Below are 20593 nucleotides of genomic sequence, written 5' to 3'. Positions count from 1 at the left end.
TTATTGACATTGTTTTAGATTCCCTCGTTCTATGAGATCATCGTAAGCAACTGCGGCGTAGTTTAAGGCTTTAGAGGGTATGGTGTCAAGACGTTTGTCGAATTTTTTTTGAAGTTTTTCTAATTGGTTAAAATCTTGACAGATCACATAAAAACATGAGCCAGAACCACTTAAGCGTACCGGTGCTTCTTGCGCAATTTCATCCATTATCACTTTCATTTGAGGGTGGAGTATTTTAACGATTTTTTCAAATGCATTTTCAGTGTTATTAAAGTGATATGCTTTGGGTGTGATCGGTTGGTAATTACGTTTTAAATCTGGATGCTGAAATATAGATTTAGTTGAGATATGAATATTAGGTGAGCAGATCAATAGTAATGACTCTTCTTGTTCAAAAGGCGTTAGTATCTCGCCAATACCTTCAGCCCAAGCTGTTTGACCAAAAATAAAAATAGGTACATCGGCACCCAATTTAGCACCTAAATTGAGTAATTCAGTTTGATTTAGATTGCATTGCCATAGCTGATTTAAAGCCATCAAGGTAGTTGCTGCATTGCTTGAGCCACCACCAAGGCCGCCACCCATTGGGATTTGTTTATCAATATAAATATTAATTCCACAAGGTTTTTCAGCATAAGGTTTAAGTGACTGTGCAGCTTTATAGACTAAATTATCTTCTAAGTGTGAAATAAATCGATTGGATTGAATAGTAATTTGATCATCATTTTGTAGAGTGAATGTAAGTATATCTTTTAAATCAATTAACTGCATTAAAGTTTGTAGTTGATGATAGCCATTAGGCATACGTCCAGTAATATGCAAAAAACGATTAATTTTTGCATAGGCAGGTAAGATTAGTTGATCAGCCATGACTTGATAATAATTTTAATTGTTAAATCGCCACGTTTCATAATGAGTTTAAAAGGTAGTGGATATTTACCTTGAACCATATGAAAATTATCGTATTGAATATACCATCCAGATTGTTCTATAGAAGACATTAAACCAAAGCGATTTAGGCTTAATTCTTTTGATGCAATTGGTGCAGGTAAGCCACGTCCCCAATAATACATATCGACAGCTGGAACACTCCACCCTAAACGCTCTTGCATTAACGCTTGAATATCTTTTGCATAGGTTTGCTTACCATTAGAGTCTTTAAAAATAATGCTGCCGTCATTACGACCTTTAATTGATATGGCTCCTAAGCCAGCTGTACCATAGATTTGGATAATATATTCATTTTTATTTGTTAGACGCCAAAAGAGGTTTGCACCTTGAGCTTTGTCTTTTAGGCGAATACCAATAACACCGGATACTTCCCAGCTGTGGACATTTTCAAGAATAGATTGATTTGTTTTCCATGCTGTTTGAATGTTTTGTGTTGATGGGTTTGGTATTGGGGCTAATTTAGTTGCTTGATTGCTTGCACAGCCAGTGACAAGCACTATAGCTGCTCCAATAATCAATATAGCTAAATATTTAAGTTGTTTCATTACCATGATTTGGAAGCCTCCAGGTGTTGGTTTTTAGTTTCTATATAATTGTTTGAGCTTATTTTTAAAAATTGTAATTCATTTTCTGTTAATGGTCGTGCTTTTTTTGCTGGTGAGCCTACATATAGATAACCTTCATCTAATTGTTTGCCAGGTGGAATTAATGCGCCAGCTGCAATCATAATATTTGATTCTATAATAGCACCATCTAGGATAATTGCACCCATACCAACTAATATTCGATTTTTAAGTGTACAGCCATGAATAATTGCACCGTGACCAACAGTAACATCTTCACCAATATGAGCAGGGAAACCTTCAGGGTATTGCTTACTGCGTCGAGTTGTGTGTATAACTGTGTTATCTTGGATATTGGAGCGTTTACCAATTGTAATTTTTTCTAAATCACCACGGATACTAACACAAGGCCAAACTGAAACATCATCTTCAAGTAATACAAGACCAGATACAACTGCTGAAGGGTCAATAAAAACACCTTGGCCCATCATTGGCGTATGTCCGTTGACAGTTCTAATTGGTTTAACTTGACTCATTGATTTTAAACTACCTATTTTAAAAAGTTTCTCATATCTTAGCGTAGTGTTACTAGCTCTTCAGCACTGGTTGGATGAATTGCAATGGTATTATCAAAATCAGCTTTTGTAGCACCCATACTAATCGCAACAGCAAAGCCTTGTAACATTTCATCAGCCCCTGTACCAATTAAGTGACAGCCTATTATTTTCTCATTATCTTGGGTAACAATCAACTTAACGACTGTTGGCATTCGAAATCCAGAGATAGCAGAGTAAAGTGATGAGAACCTAGATTGGTAAATTTTTATATTATCTTTACCATAAATTTCAATAGCTTGTTCTTCAGTTAAGCCAACACTACCTATTGGGGGGTGAGAGAATACAACACTAGGAATTAAATCATAATTCAGTTTTAAATTGTCTTCGCCATTAAATAAGCGCCTAGCTAATCGTCGCCCAGCAGCAATTGCAACTGGCGTTAATTGGGCTTTGCCTGTAACATCACCAATGGCATAAACACCAGAAACATTGGTATTTTGATAGGCATCTGCATTGATTGTGCCATCTGAATTTATTTCAATATCAGTTGCGCTTAAATTTAGTTTATCAGTATTTGCAATACGGCCAGTACACCAAAATAAAGCATCAACTTGATCAATTGAGCCACCATTATTTAAGCTAAGTGTTAATTGCCCATTGTCATGTTTGGTAACTTTGTCAATTTGAGTATTAACTCTTAAGTCAAAGTTGGTTTTTTCCATACATTCAGTTAATACATCAGAAATCATTTGATCAAATAATCTAAGTGGTTTACTTTTGCGAACGAGTAAGGTTGTTTGACTGCCTAAAGCATGAAAAACTTGGGCGATTTCAACACCAATATAACCACCGCCAATAATCACAACACGCTTTGGCTGCTTTTCTAGGCTAAAGAAATCATCTGATGTTAACCCATGCTCATAGCCTTCAATAAATGTAGGAATTTGTGGTTTAGCACCAGGAGCAACAACAATATGATCAGCACTATACTGTACATTATCAACTTCAATTGTTTGATTATCGATAAATTTACCCCAGCCTTGAATGTGGGTTATGTCTAATGAGTTTAATGTATCGTCATAAGATTTATGAATATTACTGATATATTTATCTCTTTGGTTTTTAAGTTGTAACCAATTAAAATTTTTTAACTCGGCATCAAAGCCGTAACCTTTTAGGTCAAAGTGTAAACTTTCAGCTAGATTAGCTGCATACCACATAGCTTTTTTAGGTACACAACCAACATTAACACAAGTGCCGCCCAGTGCTTTTCCTTCAATAATAGCAACACGCTTACCTAAGCGAGCACTAGCAATAGCACAAGCAAGGCCACCACTTCCGCCACCAAAACTAATTAAGTCGAAATGATTTTGAGAACTCATATACTTGGAAGCTCCTTAATTATTAAGCAGTTTAAATAATAATGATTTTATGGTTGTTTTAAATTTGCTGTATTATATCATAAAGTTGATTGGAGTTAATCTGTATACTTGGATAAAAAGAGGATTGTTTATGTTTGAAAAACCTGAAATTGAATTGCGTTTTATTGGTGAAAGTAGCATATATGAGGGTAAGATGCCTACTTATGCTACAGAAGGCTCAGCAGGTATTGATTTAAGAGCCAATGTTAAAGAGACAATTCATTTAAGACCAAATACAGCCGAATTATTACCAACTGGATTATCAATTCATATTGCAAATCCTTTCTATGCAGCAATGATTTTGCCTCGCTCTGGTTTAGGACATAAAAAAGGTTTAATTTTAGGTAATTCAGTCGGTTTGATTGACTCAGATTATCAGGGCGAATTAATGGTTTCTTGCTGGAATCGTAGTGATGATGTTATTGAAATTTTACCAGGAATGCGTTTCGCACAGTTAATTGTTGTTCCTGTTGTTCAAGCAAACTTTAAAGTCGTTGAAAACTTCAGTGATCAAAGTCAAAGAGGTGGTGGTGGCTTTGGCCATAGTGGGGTTTAAATTGGTGTTATAATTAACTGTTTAGTTTTAGATAATTACATGCTATAGTTCTCTAAAATAAGTTGTTTAGTTCTGTATGGGAAGGTAAGGCAATTGATTTGGACTATTCCGAATATATTAACAGTTATTCGTATCATATTGGTGCCAGTTTTTGTTGTCTTCTTTTATCTTGACTTTGATGGAAGCCAGTGGGTTGTTGCTTTATTATTTTTATTCGCATCAATTACAGATTGGCTGGATGGCTTTATTGCGCGCTATTTTGAACAAACAACTCAATTAGGTGCTTTTTTAGACCCTGTTGCAGATAAGTTAATGGTAGCAGCGGCTTTAGTCTTAATTGTTAATGTTTATCCAAGTGCATGGGTTGCTATTCCTGCCGCTGCAATTATTGTTAGAGAGATTGTCGTTTCAGCACTAAGGGAGTGGATGGCAGAATTAGGCAAGCGTGCAGTTGTTCAAGTATCATTTATTGGCAAGGTAAAAACCGCAACACAAATGTTGGCGATTTTAATTTTATTATTATTCCATCAGACTCAAACAACTTATTGGTGGTGGGTATTAATAGGAAAAATATTACTTTATGCCGCTGTTGTTTTAACAATTTATTCAATGTGGCTTTATTTAAAAGCGGCTTATTTGTCATTTAAATCTTCAAAATAGTATATGAAAAGGATACTAAATAAATATGGGTAAAGTACTTGAAGTAACGCATCCGTTAGTACAGCATAAGCTTGGCCTTTTACGCCAGAAAAATATCAGTACAAAAGACTTTCGAGAGGCAGCAAAAGAGCTTGCGACATTATTAACATACGAAGCAACGAAAGAATTACCACTGCAAAGTGTAGAAATAGATTCTTGGCAAGGTAATACTAAAGTTAAGCGAATATCAGGGAAAAAATTGACCGTTGTACCCATATTACGTGCTGGCCTTGGTATGTTAGATGGTGTTTTGGAATGCCTGCCTACAGCAAGAGTGAGTGTCGTTGGTCTTTATCGAGATCAAAGAACCTTAGAGCCAGTCAATTATTTTAAAAAATTTGCCCATCAAATGGATGAGCGTATGGCAATTATTGTTGATCCGTTATTAGCAACGGGTGGCTCGATGAATGAAACAATAAAACTAGTTAAAGAAGAAGGTACTTCAAGTATTAAAGTCTTATGTTTAATTGCAGCGCCTGAAGGTATTCGAGCAGTACATGGTGAAAATCCAGATGTTGATATTTATTGTGGATCGATTGATGATCATTTAAATGATCATGGTTATATTATTCCAGGCCTTGGTGATGCTGGTGATAAAATATTTGGGACAAAATAAGTTTTTAATGTTTATTTATCGCTCAAGGCTTCGTTGTTTTTGAGTTTCAGATTGCCCACTTTGGAAAAATAATGCTGAAGGCTGTGAAGCAATTAGTTTCTTACTACCAATACCAAAAAAGTTTTTCACACTATCAAGTATGCTTTTAAATACACCAGGTGATTTCTGGGGCCTTGTGCTTAATAATGTATTATACATGCTGACAGTTTTATTTACTTCAGCGGTAACTTCTTCTATAAATTCAAGGACACGATTATTACCAGTTCTACGTGTATGTTGATCGTGTTTAATTCGTGCAGATGATAAGGATTGTTGGCTTTCTTTTTGAGGTTTTGTTGACTGGTGGCTTGAGTGTTCATGTTCACTGTGACCAAAGTGGTGATCTTTAACTTTTTTTGATAGATCCATTAAACTCTCATGACTAAGGCCAGTATTTTTGGCACACTCCCAAGCTTTACTTTTAAGTTTAGTTACAATCTGATGATCACCTGCATTTAGTTTATCAATGTTTGCTTCATGTAACTGATTAATGAATTCTGAGATAGGTAATTTCTTTTTAGGATCTCCTTTATGTGATTGAATAAGCTCTGTAATTGCTTCTTTTGCAGCTGTATGGCTATCTTCTTCACTCATCATACGTTCTTTGCAGTAAATTTTAGCTTCTTGGTAAGCGTTTTGTAAACGATCAAATGTTTTTGTTTTACGTTGAATATCTTCACTTAATTTGGTTAATTCAGGTAACATCTTGAATTTAGATTCAATATCGTTGTCTGCTTGGTAGGTGATATGTTTTTGCTTGAAGTTATATAGTTTCTCTGCATGACTAGTTAATATATTACCAGGTATACCAGGGTATTTCTTTATAAGGTCTGCTTGAATGATTTCAAGGGAATTTAATTGCCTTAAACGCGCATATAGTTCTTTATGATCATCAGGTTGATCAGGCATAATGCAATTCCCCTAAAAAAAATTAACCAGTCGTAATATTGTATTCTAACTGATTTTAAGAAGCAGTGCAATTTTATAACTTAATCGACTATTGTTTTTATGATGTATTTTACTTTTAACTTGATAGCTTGGTTAGCTTGATGTGACTATAATATTACTGCTAGACTGAAAGCTAAATTAAAAAGTTTAGTTATATAATACAATGAACCACTATATTCTTACTTTAGATCAAGGGACAACAAGTTCAAGGGCCATTATTTTTGATTATAAAGGCCAGATTGTAGATATTGCCCAAAAAGAATTTAAGCAGCATTATCCAAAACCTGGATGGGTAGAGCATGATCCTAATGAAATCTGGTATACACAAGCCTCAGTTGCAGCTGAAGTAATTTCAAAAGCGAATATTAATGGAAAATCAGTTGCAGCAGTTGGTATTACCAATCAACGAGAAACAACAATAGTTTGGGATAGAGAAACAGGCAATCCGATTTATAATGCGATTGTTTGGCAAGACAGAAGAACGGCTGAATTTTGTAATGAACTTAAAAAAGATTCATCGATTATTCAGTTAATTAGAGATAAGACAGGACTTGTTATTGATGCATATTTTTCAGCATCTAAAATAAAATGGATTTTAGATCATATTGAAGGTGCGAGAGAAAAAGCATCTCAAGGCAAACTTTGCTTTGGCACAGTAGATAGTTGGTTGATGTGGAAATTTACCAATCAAAAAGTACATGCAACGGATGTAACAAATGCCTCTCGAACCATGCTTTTTAATATTCATAGCTTAACATGGGATAAAGAGTTATTAGCACTATTTGATATTCCTGAGTCAATGTTACCAGAAGTAAAAGCATCTAGTAGTATTTTTGCTCAAACTCGTACGACGTTATTTTCAAGTAAATTACCTATATCAGGTGTTGCAGGAGATCAGCAAGCAGCACTTTTTGGTCAAATGTGTCTTAAAGAAGGTATGATTAAAACAACTTATGGAACCGGTTGTTTTTTAATGATGAATACAGGCGATAAACCAAAAGTATCAAATAAGCAGTTATTGACAACCATTGCTTGGCAAATTGGTGATAAGGTTAATTATGCGCTTGAAGGTAGCGTATTTATTGGTGGTGCTATTATTCAGTGGCTACGTGATGGCTTAGAATTAATTAAAAATGCAAAAGAGACTGAGAAACTTGCCTTATCGGTTAATGATAATGCCGATGTATATATCGTGCCGGCATTAACAGGGCTTGGAGCGCCTTACTGGGACCAATCTGCTAGAGGTACTATTGTTGGATTAACTCGAGGCTCTACAAAAGCACATATCGTGCGTGCAGCATTGGAAGGAATTGATTATCAAGTAACCGATGTTGTTAATGCCATGAGCGATGATACCGGGTTGTCATTATCAGAGATGCGTGTTGATGGTGGTGCTGTTGAAAATAATTTTTTAATGCAGTTTCAAGCAGATATTTTACGGCTAGATGTTATACGGCCAAAGGTACTTGAGACAACAGCATTAGGTGCTGCTTACTTAGCAGGTTTAGCTGTAGGTTATTGGTCAGATGTTGATGAATTACAAGCAATGTGGCAATTAGATCATAAATTTGAAGCAGAGATGGATCAACAGCAAGCTAAAATGTATTTATCTCGTTGGCATCAAGCACTTGAGCGCTCAAGGAGATGGGAAAATTAGTATAAATAATTTAATTTGTAATAAAGAAACCATATGTTTATAGAAATAGTATCTATTATTGCTGGCTTTGTTTTACTTATATGGAGTGCTGATCGCTTTGTAAGTGGTGCATCTATGTTAGCTGAGATTTTCAAAATATCGCCATTAGTCATTGGTATCTTTATTCTTGGTTTTGGCACTTCATTACCTGAAATAGTTGTTTCAGCTTTTGCAGCCTTTGAAAATAAGTCTTCTATGGCAATAGGTAACGCAATAGGTTCGAATATTGCTAATATCGGCCTTGTAATTGGTGTTACTGCAGTTGTTAGACCGATTAAAGTAGACTCTAATGTACTCTATAAAGATTTTATGATTCTAATTGCCATTAGTTTATTGTTGGTTTGGATGCTATGGAATCTTAGTTTATCAAGATTAGATGGTATTATTTTACTTGTTATTTTTAGCCTTATAATGGCTGTGAAGTTTTATAGAAGTAAAGTGACTGCATCTAAACTGAAAGATAAATCAAATGAATCTTCTAAGCATAGTTTAGTCAAAAGTATACTTTATATTATTTTGGGGCTTATCTTATTAATTATCAGCGCTAAAATTTTGATATGGGGTGCTAGTAGTATTGGTAAGCGACTAGGAATGAGTGATCTTGCAATTGGTCTTACGATTATTGCCATTGGTACCTCTTTACCAGAATTAGCTACTTCTGCTGTTGCGGCATTAAAAAAACAGCATGATCTAGCATTAGGCAATATTATTGGTTCAAATATATTTAATACATTGATGGTTGTTGGCATTGCTGTATTGATTTCACCAACAATTCTAAATCAATTAGTTTTATACCGTGATGCGCTTTATATGGTTATTTTAACTTTATGCTTATTTTTATTTGCTTTGATTGGAAAGAATAAGATTAATCGTTATCAAGGCGCTATTTTTCTAATCAGTTATGTTATCTATATTTATAGTTTGTTTTATTATATGTAGGGAGGCCAGAGGCTGTTGACATTTCAATTGATGCTGGTTATTTAATAGGAAAAACTTTATGTAAATTAAGATCTTCTGTAGAGGTATCGATTTATTGTGTCTAAGAAATAATTTTCCCATATCTAAGTGAGGAGATACCAAAAGAAATAAACTAATCTATTTGCATTATAGCGCCTAACTAAATTATAGTGTGTCCGATTATTTGATTGTTATTTCAGGAGCTATTGTGAGTTGTAGAAAAGTAATTGGTTTTATATTGATAACACCAGTGTTTGTATTATTAAGCCATTATTTAGCGGTTTATCCACATGAGTTTTCACATTCTTTTATGGCATGGGCGTTAGGTTTTAAGCATAACCCACTTGCAATTGATTTTGGTGGCACAAGTTGGCTAAATATATTGTTATTAATCAATATCGATGAAAACGTTAATTACCAGTTTTTAATTAGTCATGGGCATCTATATGCAATGGCACTAATTGCATTTGCAGGGCCAGGGCTAGCTAATGGTTTATTGTATGTTATTTCTTTAATCCTTTTAAACTTAAAGTCCCTGTATAAACATAAAATTATTTATTATTTTATTTTTTGGTTTAATTTTATGAATCTATGTAATTTTTATGATTATATTCCAATTCGTACTTTAACTAATCATGGAGATGTAGCTCATTTTTCTACTGGTTTAGGTGTATCGCCTTGGTGGGTATATCTTATTGGCGGCTATATTGTTTTTATGTTGATTTGGTTCTTTTTTACTCGAACATTAATGAAAACAGTTACAGTATTAAATTTTAGTGAAAGCTTTACTATTAAGCTAATGTTAAGCATATTATGCATTGCACTTTTATTTGGCTATTTTGCATTACCAGGTATTTTGTCGAATTATGGTCAATTATCATTCTTAATTTCAATTAGTTCAATATCAGCAATACCAGGAGTTATATTTGCGGCTTGGCCAGCTAGAAGTTGGGTAAAACAAAGGTTAGAATTTTATGCTAGTAAAGTGAAAAAGTCTTAATCAAAACGTTTAGTATAACGATGACAATAAGGTGTCTTGCCTGTTTTGATATAATATTCTTGATGGTAGTCTTCAGCTGGCCAAAAAACAGTTGCTTCAACTAGTTCTGTTGCTATATTAAGGCCCTTATTACTTAATATGTTCAATAAATCTTCAGCAGTCTGGCGTTGCGTTTCATTAAAGTAAAAAATAACGCTTTTATATTGATCACCAATATCAGGCCCTTGGCCATTACTTTGTGTTGGATCATGAATTTCAAGGAATAATTTAGTGAGTTTGCGAAAGCTTGTTTTATTCGGGTTAAAAACAGCACGCACAGCTTCTATATGGCTTGTTTTACCATTACAGACATCTTGATAAGTTGGGTTATCTGTATTGCCACCTGTATAACCAACTTCAGTAATTAAAACACCATTTTGTTGTTTTAATAAATGTTCCACGCCCCAAAAGCAACCGCCTGCAAAAATAGCTTCTTCCGTTTCAGTAACTTCCGTATCTTCAACAAACTCAACAGAGAGTGAATTAACACAATGACGTAAATTCTTATCGGTATATTGTTCACCATGAAATACATGACCTAGATGACCATCACAACGGTTGCATAAAATTTCAGTACGTCTGCCATCTGCATCTAATTGGCGTTTAATTGCATCAGGTAGCTCATCATCAAAACTTGGCCAGCCACAGCTTGAAATAAATTTAGCATCTGATCTGAATAATCCTAATCCACAGCTTCTACATATATAGGTGCCTTGCGCATCAAATAAATTATATTTACCACTATTAGGGGGTTCTGTGCCTTTATCAATTAAAATATGGCGTAAAAGAGGTGTTAAGGTATTTTGTTTGTCCATTCTCTATTCCATGAAAGTTATTTAACTTAAGCGAGCGCAACTTCTTTTTGATTTTGAGTTAGCGACTTTTTTTCTTCAGCTAATGCCTTAAGTATATTTTTTAATAAATCATAGCACTTTATGGTTGTAGAGATATTTAATTTTTCATCAGGTGAGTGTGCGCCGCGAATATCAGGGCCAAATGAGATCATTTGCATATTAGGGTATTTACCATTAATAATACCACATTCAAGGCCTGCATGAATTGCAGCAATATTAACATCATTGCCAAATGTTTGTTGATAAATTTTAGCTGACTTTTTAACAATATCACTATGTGGATTAGGCTGCCAACCAGGATATGCTTCATCATGTTCAATCGCTGCATTGGCAAGCTTAGTAATACTTGTAATGTGTTGGCGTTGTGCTTCAAGTTTTGAGCTAACTGAACTTCTTGTAGAAAGTGTAATGATAAATTGCTTATTTTGTTGGTTGTATTTGACAGATGCAAGATTAGAAGATGTTTCAACTAAGTCAGGCATATGATAATCCATGGATACAACACCGTGAGGTAAAGCCTCAATTAAATTTAAAAGTTTCATTTGGCTGGATAATTTTAAGTAGTTTTGAGGTATTGTATCTTGTGCTGTTATCTCTAATGACAAGTTAGGTTCAATTGCACTTAACTCTTTCTGAGTCAGGCTAAATGCTTCATTGATTATGTGAATTTCTTTATCTTTCTGAGTTGATTCAAGTAAAATGCTAGCAAATGCTTCACGAGGAATTGCGTTTCTTAGATTACCGCCTTCAAAGCTTACAAGTTTTGCATGTGGGATTGAAGATAAAATACGCGTTAATATTTTTAATGCATTACCCCGTCCTTTATGAATATCAATGCCAGAATGACCTCCTTTAAGACCACTGATTTTAATATTATAAGCCTGATCATTTAAATTACTTTTTACTGATTCAACGGGTAATTCAACAATACTATCACCACCACCAGCACAGCCAATACAAAACTCACCCCAACTCTCTGAGTCAATATTAATCATATAATGAGCATTAAGGATATTAGGGTCTAGGTTTCTTGCACCAACAAGGCCTTTTTCTTCAGTGGCAGTTAATAGGATTTCCATAGGGCCATGAATAACGCTAGGGTCAGTTGCAGCAGCCATAGCAAGTGCAACACCAATACCATTATCAGCACCAAGTGTCGTGCCACGAGCTTTAATCCAATCACCATCACGATAGATATCGATTGCATCTGTTTCGAAATTAAATTCAATATTTGAGTGTTTTTCACAAACCATATCTAAATGGCCTTGTGTTGCAATAATTTCTGCATTTTCATAACCTTCAGTTGCAGGTATGTAAATTACAAGGTTATGTGCTTTATCTTCAACGATTTTAAAGTCATGAGCTTGGGCCCATTGATAAATAAATTGGCGAATGGCTTCTTCTTTGAATGATGGGCGTGGAATTTGTCTAATTTGATCAAATAGGGACCATACTTGTGGGTAAGTTAAATCTTTAAACATAGTTAGAAGTACCTTAGTTTGAAATTTATTATTCAATTGATTTTATCTTTTAACCATATTAATAAACCATAAGTTGTTGTTAAATGCAATTGGTTTTGATTTTAGAGGTAGGTATTAATTAGCTATTTTTTGACTGTAATATCATATTAGTTAATAACTTCAATTAATTGAAACTTTTCACCTTTTGCATCTCTTTGAAGTTGTTCAACTTTATGTGCTTTGACATCGACAGATATATCTGCTTCTTTTATCTTTAAAATATCATGAAAGTTATTGATAATATGATAAGATATATCTTCTTTAGCTGTATAATAGATATTAATTTGATTGTTTTGTATTTTAAATTGAAATGAAATCATATCTGGAACATAAAATTCTTCAAATAATGAAGGATGAATTGTATCTGTTTTGCCATGATTGTTAATAATTTCTACAGCATAGTTTAAACGGCAGTCTGATAATTCAAGTTTAGGATACTTGTCATATCTATCAGCAGGAATTAAACGTCCTAAATCTCCCATTTTATAATTAATAATTGGAAAGATATGGTTAGATAGATTGGTTAAGCAAATAGTACCTATATCTTTATCAGGCTGATTTTCATTACAAATACTAACAATGTTTAAATCATCAAAAATATCAAATGGGCCTTGTTTATATTGTGCTCCTATTAGTAAGCCTTCTGAAGCCATATATAAATTAATGGGTTTAATTTGCCAGGCTTTTTCAATGACATTTGCATCACTTTCAAATAATGGCTCTCCTGATGTGAAAATACGTTCAGGTTTAATATTTAATTTACCTGCTAATTGCATTCTTGCCAAATTCCCAATCATTAAAGCATAACCACCTAGTTGATGTGGTTGATAAATTTCTAACTCATTAGCAATTTTTTCTAAAGAATCTGAAACAGAGTAAAGTTTAACATTAAAAAAAGTATTCTCTCCACTTCTTGAGAATCCAGCACCACAAAAACGTCCATCAGTTGCTAGGATAACAGCTGCACGAGTTGTACTTGTTCTTAATTTGGGCCTTAATGCTCTAATGACAGATGCAGCCCAGGCTTTGGACCAACTGGTTTTATTCCATGGAAAAATACCTTGCTCACCTGAAGTGCCTGAAGTATGTACAATGTGATATTTATCTAAATAAAGTTGGTTGTAGTTTTTATTGTCATTAATCCAGCTAGATAGGGGTAACTTTTTTACTTTAGAATCAGTAACAACTTGATCAAAGTGCTCCATTAATAATGGTTTATCAACATAAGGTAAATCATTAATCTCTAAGTCGTTTAAATGTTTTTCATTAATGCCATGTTCATGCCATAAATTACGATAAAATGGGCTTTTATTCCAAGTGTGGTGAATAATATGATTAAATTTATGTTTAACAATAATTTTATGTTTTTTAGGTTTATTTTTTTCCTGGATATAAAGTTTGAATAACTCTTTTGCGTTGTAAATATTCATTGCTCACTGTCCTTGTGATTAAAAAAATCCCATTATTATAAATACTATTAGTAGAGGGTTGTTATATAATCAAGTGTTGTGCAATAAAAAGCGATCAAGTATTTTAAAAGGGTCACTTTATATAAAGGAGTAATGAATATGAGCATTTCAACGCTATTAGAAAGTAAAGTCCTACATCAATATGTTATCAACCAGGCACAAACAAATTGGTCAGATATTCAAAAAAATATGGTTTATGATGCAATTTCGCAACCACATGCTCAAATGAATACTGCACTTGATCAATTACAATTTATTAGCTTTTTAGTTAAAGTAATTGGCGCTAGAAATGCAATTGAGATAGGTGTTTTTCGTGGTATTGGAACATTAACAATTGCCAGTAGTCTACCACAAGATGGTAAAGTAATTGCATGTGATGTAACTGATGAATATGTTGAGGGTTTTAAACATTATTGGCAAGAAGCTCAGGTTATTGATAAAATAGATTTAAGAGTTGCACCTGCTACAGAGACTTTAAGTGAGTTAATTGCTAACGGCCTTCAAGGAACTTTTGATTTTATTTATGTTGATGCTGATAAAAGCAATAACAAGCGTTATTATGAGATGGGACTTCAATTACTAAAAACAGGGGGTGTCATTGCAGTAGATAATGTATTGGACAAAGGCAATGTGGCACTTGATTGGGAGCAAAAACAAAGAGCAAAATTAGCACGTGAGTTTAATCAGTATGTTGCATCTGATAATCGAGTAGATGCAAGTTTATTAAGCATTGGTGATGGTTTATATTTGATTCGTAAAAAATAATATGAATTTTATAATCTACTATAATAGTCTTTAAATATATTATTGAATCTTATAAATTAAAACATAAATGGTGGGTCGTATAGGATTCGAACCTATGACCAACTGGTTAAAAGCCAGCTGCTCTACCGACTGAGCTAACGACCCGTATGAGGCGTTATTGTAATTTGAAAAAACGAAAATGCAAGTACTTGGCGGTGAAAAAATAAAAAAAGTATCGATTCAAGGTCAGATTGGCTTAACATTGATCGAATTGTTAATTGTATTAACTATATTATCCTTACTTGTTGGTGGAACAATAATTAGTTGGAATCTGTTTTTTAAAAAAAATCAGGCAACAGTTACAATAGATAAAGTTTATATGTTATTAACCTATGCAAAAGCTAAATCATATCAGAGTCGTTTGCCAGTTATTGTTTGTTCAAGTGTTGATAATAAAACGTGTATTGATGGCTTATGGCAAAATCAATTACTTGTATTTATAGATCATAATGCCAATAAACGTTTTGATGGAGATGATAAGCTTATTAATCATCATCTAAGGTTGCCAAAAGGGTTTATTTTAAGGTGGCAGGGCTTTCCTCGAGGTAATTATCTTCAGTTTAAACCAGTTAGTTTATTATCTAGTAGTAACGGTACATTAACTCTATGCCATAAAGATAAAAATGATACAGTTAGCCGTGCTTTAATTATTAGTAAAAGTGCAATGATTCGCTATGCGGAGACTAAAAATGATAAGAAGCAATTAGCTTGTGCTTAAAAGAAGCCATTATTTATTATATTCAAATACTAAAAAAGATTTTATAATGCCTAAAGTGAATAATTTTACAAACACTTGGAAAATTTATAAATGAATATTGATTTTAATTTTTGGTTGTTATTTTTAACCGTTGTTTCATTTGTGATTATGATGGTTGATTGGTTATTTTTTGAAAAAAAACGTAAAGCCAAATATAAAGACCAGTTAGAAGGGTTATCAAAAAAAGAGAAACAAAAGTTATTAAAAGCGCCTTTTTTAGCAGATTATGCTAGGTCATTGTTTGTTGTGTTTTTTGTTGTATTTTTACTGCGTGCATTTGTTGTTGAGAATTTTCGTATTCCAACAGGCTCAATGTATCCCACATTAAAAACAAATGCATTTGTTTTAGTCAATAAGTTCTCTTATGGCATAAGAAATCCGTTTACTAATAAAACATGGGTTGCAACGGGTGAACCAAAACGTGGTGATGTGGTTGTGTTTCATTATCCAGTTAATCCAAATGTTGATTTTATTAAGCGCGTTATTGGTGTGCCAGGTGATAAAATTAGTTATCAAAATAAGCGATTAACAATTAATGGAAAAGAAATTCCAGAAAAATTATTAGCAAGTTTAATTGAACCAATTAATTCACTAACACAAAAATCGAATAAGTACCAAGAAAGTTTATTAGGCGTTAAACATGATATTTTAACGATGCCATTTAAAAACAGTTTAAGTTTTAAAGATTTGGTTGTGCCTAAGGGTATGTACTTTATGATGGGGGATAATCGTGATAATAGTGAAGATAGTCGTTATTGGGGATTTGTATCAGAAAAAGACTTAGTTGGTAAAGCATTTTTCGTTTGGTTAAGTTTTGATGATTCATCTTATTCCATTCGTTGGAGCCAGCTAGGCCCTATTAAGTAATAAAAAAGATAAGTAGTAATATTAATTAAATGAAAGATTATAATCAGTTATATAAAATTATTGGCTATCAATTTAAAGATAAAGCATTGTTAATTCAAGCATTAACACATCGTTCATTACGTAAAAAGCATAATGAGCGTTTAGAATTTTTAGGTGATGCAATTTTAGGAATGGTAATAGCAGAAGCACTTTATCATCAGTTTCCTGAGGCGAAAGAAGGTCAGTTATCTTTATTAAGAACATCAATTGTTAAGGGTAAAACATTAACGGATAAGGCAGCATCTTTTAATTTGGGCGATTTTTTAGCATTGGGTGTAGGTGAAGTTAAATCAGGTGGCGCAAAGCGTGCTTCTATTTTAGAAGATGCAATAGAAGCATTAGTTGGTGCGATTTATCTTGATTCTGGGCTTGATGATGTCAGAATATGTATTTTAAATTGGTTTGATACTGAAACTAAAGCATTAAGATTAACGGAAGTTCCTAAAGATAATAAAACACGATTGCAAGAAGCTTTACAGTCTCAAGCAATTGACCTTCCTGAATACCGGTTGTTAAAAACACAAGGTCAAGCACATGAACAAATTTTCTATGTTGCTTGTATTATTAAAGCCTTAGATATAGATGAGCAGGCTGAAGATACTTCTCGCAAAAGAGCGGAGCAAAAAGCAGCAGATAAAGCGCTAAAAAAATTAATTGAAAATAATAAAGAATAGTTAATCAATGACATTAAAACGAAATCAAAATTCTAAGAGTCGCTCAAATAAAGATTCAATTACCAATGGCATAATTTTGTTAGATAAACCATACGGTATAAGCTCAAATAGCGCATTACAGAAAGTAAAGCGTCTTTTAAATGTAAAAAAAGCAGGGCACAGTGGTAGTTTAGATCCTATGGCGACAGGCATGCTGCCCATTTTTATTAATCAAGCAACTAAATTTTCACAATATATGTTGGATTCAGATAAGGCTTATTTGGCAATAATTCAATTAGGTATCACGACAGATACAGCAGATAAAGAAGGCAATGTCCTTGAGAAAAAAGAAGTGGTTAAGTTAGATGATGACTTAATTGAAGATTACTTAAATCCGTTTCGTGGTCAAATTAAGCAGGTTCCACCGATGTATTCGGCATTGAAAAGAGAAGGTAAGCCTCTATATCAATTAGCCAGAGAAGGTATTGAAGTAGAACGCAAACCAAGAGAAGTTGTAATTTATGAGTTAGTAAATCAAGGATATGACTTAAATTCTCAGCAACTTAAAATTTTTACTAAGGTCAGTAAAGGGACCTATATTCGAACACTAGCTGAAGATATTGGCAAACAAATTGGTTGTGGCGCTCATTTAATTGAGTTGCGACGTATTAGTTGTGGTCAGTTTAATCAGCAACATCAAATGATAACATTAGAAAAGCTTTCAGAACAATTAGCTAAACCAGAGATTGAAAAATCAACTACACTAATAGAAACAGGCACGATTTTTAATCATTGGCCTGTCTATCAAATTAATGAAATAGAAATAGGAGAGTTGAGGCGTTCAGGTCGTTGGATAGGAGAAAATACTCAGTTAAATGGTTGGCATGTATTTAAATTGAATCAAAAATTTATAGGTATTGGTGAATTTAGTCATGGTCATTTGAAATCAAGAAAGCTTTTGATAGATTAGGAATGTATAAATGTCAAAGCAAAGTAGTGTAGATAAATCTCTCAGTCAAGGTAACAAGAAGGTTGAAGATACATCGATTATTGAAAAAAAATATGATATTTCAATGGATCCAAATCGTGAAAGCGAAATGCAGAAGTATGAAGATCCAATACCTTCAAGAGAGTTAATTTTACAATTTTTTAAAGATAAGGGAATACCAACAACATTTGAAATTGTATTTGAGGCACTTGATTTAAGTACACAAGCACATAGAGTTGCTTTAAAGCGCCGCCTAAAGGCAATGGAGCGTGATGGGCAATTATTATATAATCGTGGTGGCTATTATGGCCTTGTTTCAAAAATGGATCTTATTAAGGGAACTGTAATTGCATCACGAGATGGACCAGGAGAAGTACTAGGTGATGATGGACGTTTAATTTATTTGCCACAGAAGCAAATGCGCTGTGTATTTCATGGTGATTGGGTTTTAGTTAGACCTTCAGGTGTTAGTCGCAGAGGGCATTTAGAAGGGACAATTGTAGAAATTTTAAAGCGAAATACATCTCGTTTAACCGGTCGCTATCAACAAGAGTTTGGTGTCAGTTACGTTGAGCCAGTCAATCCTTTATTAAAACATGATGTATTGATATGGCCACAAGATAAATTAGATGTAAAACCTGGCCAATTTGTAACGGTTGAAATTATCTCACAACCATCGTATAAGACCCAGCCATTAGGGAATGTCGTTGAAATTATTGGTGATCAGTTATCGATTGATGAAGCCATTGATATGGCGGTTAAATCATATGATTTAAATGATCAATGGTCGGATAAAGTATTACAGCAGGTTAGTCTATTTAAAAATACGGTGACTAAAGCTGATCGCCAAGATAGAAAAGATCTAAGAAATTTACCTTTTGTTACGATTGATGGTGAAGATGCAAAAGACTTTGATGATGCAGTTTACTGTGAACCAAAAAAATCTGGCGGTTGGCGTTTGTATGTTGCTATCGCAGATGTCTCTTATTATGTTAGACCTGAGTCAGCCTTAGATAAAGAAGCACAAAGTCGTTCAACATCAGTTTATTTTCCAGGGCATGTTATTCCAATGCTGCCAGAAGCATTATCGAATGAGTTATGTTCATTAAAGCCAGATGTAGATCGTCTAGCATTAGTTTGTCAGATGTCTATTAGTGCTAATGGTAGATTATCACGTTATCAGTTTTATTCAGCTGTAATTCGTTCTCATGCGCGCTTAACCTATACTGAAGTATCTGATTTATTGAATCAAAATAACCAAGATTTTCAAAAAAAATATCCTAAGCTTGTATCACATATGTATAATCTATATGGCATGTATTTAATACTTTCAGAGCGTAGAAAAGAGCGTGGTGCCATTGATTTTGATATGGAAGAGACGCAAATTCTTTTAAATGAAGGTCGTGAAATTGAAGCAATTTTACCTAGAGTTAGAAATGATGCTCATCGTCTTATTGAAGAGTGTATGTTATTAACGAATGTCGCTGCAGCACGCTTTGTTTTAAAGCATAAGTATGATGGTGTATATCGTGTTCATGGTGGTCCTTCATCTGCAAAAATAACCAGTTTAAGGGATTATTTAAAAACACATGGTTTGGGCTTGTCAGGAGCAGATGATCCAGGCCCTATCGAGTTTTCTAAAATGTTAGAGGATGCAAAGGAGCATAAAGACTTTCATAATATCCAGCTTATGACTTTACGCAGTATGATGCAGGCAGTTTACTCGCCACATAATGAAGGGCATTTTGGTCTAGCATATAACGCTTATTCGCACTTTACTTCTCCTATTCGCCGTTATCCAGATTTATTAACCCATCGAATTATTCGTAAAATTTTAAATGAACAAAATTTAGGTGGTCATCGTTATGATATACACCAGTTGGTTGACTTATGCGATCATGCTTCAATTGCTGAGCGAAAAGCTGATAATGCAGCCCAAAGTGTTGAAGACTGGTTAAAGTGTTCTTTTTTACGTAATCGAACCGGTGAAATATTTAAAGCAAAGATAGTTAGTATTATCGGCATTGGCTTTTTTGTTCAGTTAGATGAAAATCAAATTGAAGGATTGGTTCATGTTGCAACAATGGAAGGTGATTACTATCACTATGACTCAGAGCGCCAAATTTTAATTGGTGAGCGAACAAGAAAAGTTTATGCATTAGGTCAAAAAGTTAAAGTTAAGCTTATTTCAGTAAATATGACAAGCTTAAAAATTGATTTTGAATTAGTTGAAGCAACTCCAATTAAAAAATCTAAGTCTAAAAAATCCTCTAAATCCAAAGTGACTGATCAAACAACAAAAACAAAAAAATCCAAATCTAAAAAATCAACGAAAGGTAATACACTACAAGCAATTGCCGAAAGAGAAAAATCTTATCAAGCTGACTCTGATAAAGATTCTAAAAAGACTAAGAAAACTAAAAAGAAGAAAAAATCAACCCAAGCGAAGAAATCTAAAAAGAAAAGTGTTTCTAAAGATAGCTAAAAATTATCCATTAGAGATAATTAATCTAACGACCATTTATTATATTACAGTTTTTTCAAAGAAATAGTTTTTGTAAATCAAATAAATCTATTTGAATAACCAGCACAGTTAAGGC

At 33.6% G+C, this 20593-nt stretch carries 20 protein-coding genes and 1 tRNA gene; 12 read left to right on the top strand and 9 right to left on the bottom strand.

The genetic code is table 11. The annotated features are described in order from the left end of the window. From ispE to gorA, 4 genes are read right to left on the bottom strand one after another with little or no spacing between them, the layout of a single operon-like run. Nucleotides 1-870 (bottom strand): 4-(cytidine 5'-diphospho)-2-C-methyl-D-erythritol kinase, encoded by an 870-nt coding sequence (ispE, locus tag KFE69_11320; protein UTW42079.1) that lies wholly within the window; start codon nt 868-870, stop codon nt 1-3. Then, a complete protein-coding gene (lolB, locus tag KFE69_11315; GenBank protein ID UTW42078.1) occupies nt 855-1502 on the bottom strand; it encodes an outer membrane lipoprotein LolB in 648 nt (215 codons plus the stop codon). Before lolB ends, ispE begins: the two co-directional genes overlap by 16 nt. Beyond that, entirely contained in the window at nt 1496-2050 is a 555-nt protein-coding gene (locus KFE69_11310) for a gamma carbonic anhydrase family protein (GenBank protein ID UTW42077.1), read from the bottom strand. Before KFE69_11310 ends, lolB begins: the two co-directional genes overlap by 7 nt. A gap of 38 nt (nt 2051-2088) precedes the next feature. After that, a complete protein-coding gene (gene gorA / locus KFE69_11305) occupies nt 2089-3453 on the bottom strand; it encodes a glutathione-disulfide reductase (protein ID UTW42076.1) in 1365 nt (454 codons plus the stop codon). 130 nt (nt 3454-3583) lie between these two features. Here gorA and dut point away from each other — a divergent pair, with 130 nt between their 5' ends. The 3 genes from dut (at nt 3584) to upp (ending at nt 5363) form a co-directional block, all read left to right on the top strand. Continuing rightward, nucleotides 3584-4048 carry a dUTP diphosphatase gene (dut, locus tag KFE69_11300; GenBank protein ID UTW42075.1) on the top strand — a complete coding sequence of 155 codons (465 nt, stop codon included), beginning with the start codon at nt 3584-3586 and terminating at the stop codon, nt 4046-4048. A 93-nt stretch (nt 4049-4141) separates the two neighbouring features. After that, nucleotides 4142-4708 carry a CDP-diacylglycerol--glycerol-3-phosphate 3-phosphatidyltransferase gene (gene pgsA / locus KFE69_11295; GenBank protein ID UTW42074.1) on the top strand — a complete coding sequence of 189 codons (567 nt, stop codon included), beginning with the start codon at nt 4142-4144 and terminating at the stop codon, nt 4706-4708. A 25-nt stretch (nt 4709-4733) separates the two neighbouring features. Next, on the top strand, nt 4734-5363 hold the full coding sequence (gene upp / locus KFE69_11290; GenBank protein ID UTW42073.1) for a uracil phosphoribosyltransferase: 630 nt from the start codon (nt 4734-4736) through the stop codon (nt 5361-5363). A 15-nt stretch (nt 5364-5378) separates the two neighbouring features. On the opposite strand, the gene KFE69_11285 is transcribed toward upp, so the two are convergent. Then, nucleotides 5379-6311 carry a hypothetical protein gene (locus KFE69_11285; protein UTW42072.1) on the bottom strand — a complete coding sequence of 311 codons (933 nt, stop codon included), beginning with the start codon at nt 6309-6311 and terminating at the stop codon, nt 5379-5381. 202 nt (nt 6312-6513) lie between these two features. Here KFE69_11285 and glpK point away from each other — a divergent pair, with 202 nt between their 5' ends. From glpK to KFE69_11270, 3 genes are all read left to right on the top strand, one after another. After that, nucleotides 6514-8007, top strand: coding sequence for a glycerol kinase GlpK (gene glpK / locus KFE69_11280; protein ID UTW42071.1), 1494 nt, complete (start codon nt 6514-6516; stop codon nt 8005-8007). 33 nt (nt 8008-8040) lie between these two features. Then, on the top strand, nt 8041-8985 hold the full coding sequence (locus KFE69_11275) for a calcium/sodium antiporter (GenBank protein UTW42070.1): 945 nt from the start codon (nt 8041-8043) through the stop codon (nt 8983-8985). A gap of 226 nt (nt 8986-9211) precedes the next feature. Continuing rightward, entirely contained in the window at nt 9212-10003 is a 792-nt protein-coding gene (locus tag KFE69_11270) for a hypothetical protein (protein UTW42069.1), read from the top strand. Here KFE69_11270 and KFE69_11265 read toward each other — a convergent pair. The 3 genes from KFE69_11265 to KFE69_11255 form a co-directional block, all read right to left on the bottom strand. Beyond that, nucleotides 10000-10857, bottom strand: a complete 858-nt coding sequence (locus KFE69_11265; GenBank protein UTW42068.1) for a bifunctional methionine sulfoxide reductase B/A protein — start codon at nt 10855-10857, stop codon at nt 10000-10002. The genes KFE69_11270 and KFE69_11265 overlap by 4 nt on opposite strands. 26 nt (nt 10858-10883) lie before the next feature. Continuing rightward, a complete protein-coding gene (locus tag KFE69_11260) occupies nt 10884-12377 on the bottom strand; it encodes an aminoacyl-histidine dipeptidase (protein ID UTW42067.1) in 1494 nt (497 codons plus the stop codon). 146 nt (nt 12378-12523) lie between these two features. Beyond that, nucleotides 12524-13846, bottom strand: a complete 1323-nt coding sequence (locus KFE69_11255; GenBank protein ID UTW42066.1) for a hypothetical protein — start codon at nt 13844-13846, stop codon at nt 12524-12526. Between the two features lie 138 nt (nt 13847-13984). On the opposite strand from KFE69_11255, the gene KFE69_11250 reads away from it, so the two are divergent. Next, a complete protein-coding gene (locus KFE69_11250) occupies nt 13985-14650 on the top strand; it encodes a class I SAM-dependent methyltransferase (GenBank protein ID UTW42065.1) in 666 nt (221 codons plus the stop codon). A 68-nt stretch (nt 14651-14718) separates the two neighbouring features. Here KFE69_11250 and KFE69_11245 read toward each other — a convergent pair. Then, nucleotides 14719-14794 (bottom strand) — tRNA-Lys (locus KFE69_11245). A 34-nt stretch (nt 14795-14828) separates the two neighbouring features. On the opposite strand from KFE69_11245, the gene KFE69_11240 reads away from it, so the two are divergent. The 5 genes from KFE69_11240 to rnr all read left to right on the top strand — a co-directional run bounded on the left by KFE69_11240 (nt 14829) and on the right by rnr (nt 20478). After that, on the top strand, nt 14829-15407 hold the full coding sequence (locus KFE69_11240) for a GspH/FimT family pseudopilin (GenBank protein UTW44063.1): 579 nt from the start codon (nt 14829-14831) through the stop codon (nt 15405-15407). 90 nt (nt 15408-15497) lie between these two features. After that, a complete protein-coding gene (gene lepB / locus KFE69_11235; GenBank protein UTW42064.1) occupies nt 15498-16313 on the top strand; it encodes a signal peptidase I in 816 nt (271 codons plus the stop codon). A gap of 29 nt (nt 16314-16342) precedes the next feature. Beyond that, nucleotides 16343-17026: a ribonuclease III gene (gene rnc, locus KFE69_11230; protein ID UTW42063.1), complete on the top strand. Its 684-nt coding sequence runs from the start codon at nt 16343-16345 to the stop codon at nt 17024-17026. A 7-nt stretch (nt 17027-17033) separates the two neighbouring features. Then, nucleotides 17034-17975, top strand: coding sequence for a tRNA pseudouridine(55) synthase TruB (gene truB / locus KFE69_11225; GenBank protein ID UTW42062.1), 942 nt, complete (start codon nt 17034-17036; stop codon nt 17973-17975). Between the two features lie 10 nt (nt 17976-17985). Continuing rightward, nucleotides 17986-20478 (top strand): ribonuclease R, encoded by a 2493-nt coding sequence (rnr, locus tag KFE69_11220; protein ID UTW42061.1) that lies wholly within the window; start codon nt 17986-17988, stop codon nt 20476-20478. Nucleotides 20479-20593: the final 115 nt, after the last annotated feature.

The sequence above is a fragment of the bacterium SCSIO 12844 genome (assembly GCA_024397935.1).
Classification (GTDB): domain Bacteria; phylum Pseudomonadota; class Gammaproteobacteria; order Francisellales; family Francisellaceae; genus M0027.
This window is presented reverse-complemented; position numbering and strand designations above follow the sequence as displayed.

Excerpts from the sequence above, each read along its gene's own strand:
- ispE (UTW42079.1), bottom strand. The coding sequence starts at position 870 with ATGGCTGATCAACTAATCTTACCTGCCTATGCAAAAATTAATCGTTTT.
- lolB (UTW42078.1), bottom strand. The coding sequence starts at position 1,502 with ATGGTAATGAAACAACTTAAATATTTAGCTATATTGATTATTGGAGCA.
- KFE69_11310 (UTW42077.1), bottom strand. The coding sequence starts at position 2,050 with ATGAGTCAAGTTAAACCAATTAGAACTGTCAACGGACATACGCCAATG.
- gorA (UTW42076.1), bottom strand. The coding sequence starts at position 3,453 with ATGAGTTCTCAAAATCATTTCGACTTAATTAGTTTTGGTGGCGGAAGT.
- dut (UTW42075.1), top strand. The coding sequence starts at position 3,584 with ATGTTTGAAAAACCTGAAATTGAATTGCGTTTTATTGGTGAAAGTAGC.
- upp (UTW42073.1), top strand. The coding sequence starts at position 4,734 with ATGGGTAAAGTACTTGAAGTAACGCATCCGTTAGTACAGCATAAGCTT.
- KFE69_11285 (UTW42072.1), bottom strand. The coding sequence starts at position 6,311 with ATGCCTGATCAACCTGATGATCATAAAGAACTATATGCGCGTTTAAGG.
- glpK (UTW42071.1), top strand. The coding sequence starts at position 6,514 with ATGAACCACTATATTCTTACTTTAGATCAAGGGACAACAAGTTCAAGG.
- KFE69_11275 (UTW42070.1), top strand. The coding sequence starts at position 8,041 with ATGTTTATAGAAATAGTATCTATTATTGCTGGCTTTGTTTTACTTATA.
- KFE69_11265 (UTW42068.1), bottom strand. The coding sequence starts at position 10,857 with ATGGACAAACAAAATACCTTAACACCTCTTTTACGCCATATTTTAATT.
- KFE69_11260 (UTW42067.1), bottom strand. The coding sequence starts at position 12,377 with ATGTTTAAAGATTTAACTTACCCACAAGTATGGTCCCTATTTGATCAA.
- KFE69_11255 (UTW42066.1), bottom strand. The coding sequence starts at position 13,846 with ATGAATATTTACAACGCAAAAGAGTTATTCAAACTTTATATCCAGGAA.
- KFE69_11250 (UTW42065.1), top strand. The coding sequence starts at position 13,985 with ATGAGCATTTCAACGCTATTAGAAAGTAAAGTCCTACATCAATATGTT.
- KFE69_11240 (UTW44063.1), top strand. The coding sequence starts at position 14,829 with ATGCAAGTACTTGGCGGTGAAAAAATAAAAAAAGTATCGATTCAAGGT.
- lepB (UTW42064.1), top strand. The coding sequence starts at position 15,498 with ATGAATATTGATTTTAATTTTTGGTTGTTATTTTTAACCGTTGTTTCA.
- rnc (UTW42063.1), top strand. The coding sequence starts at position 16,343 with ATGAAAGATTATAATCAGTTATATAAAATTATTGGCTATCAATTTAAA.
- truB (UTW42062.1), top strand. The coding sequence starts at position 17,034 with ATGACATTAAAACGAAATCAAAATTCTAAGAGTCGCTCAAATAAAGAT.
- rnr (UTW42061.1), top strand. The coding sequence starts at position 17,986 with ATGTCAAAGCAAAGTAGTGTAGATAAATCTCTCAGTCAAGGTAACAAG.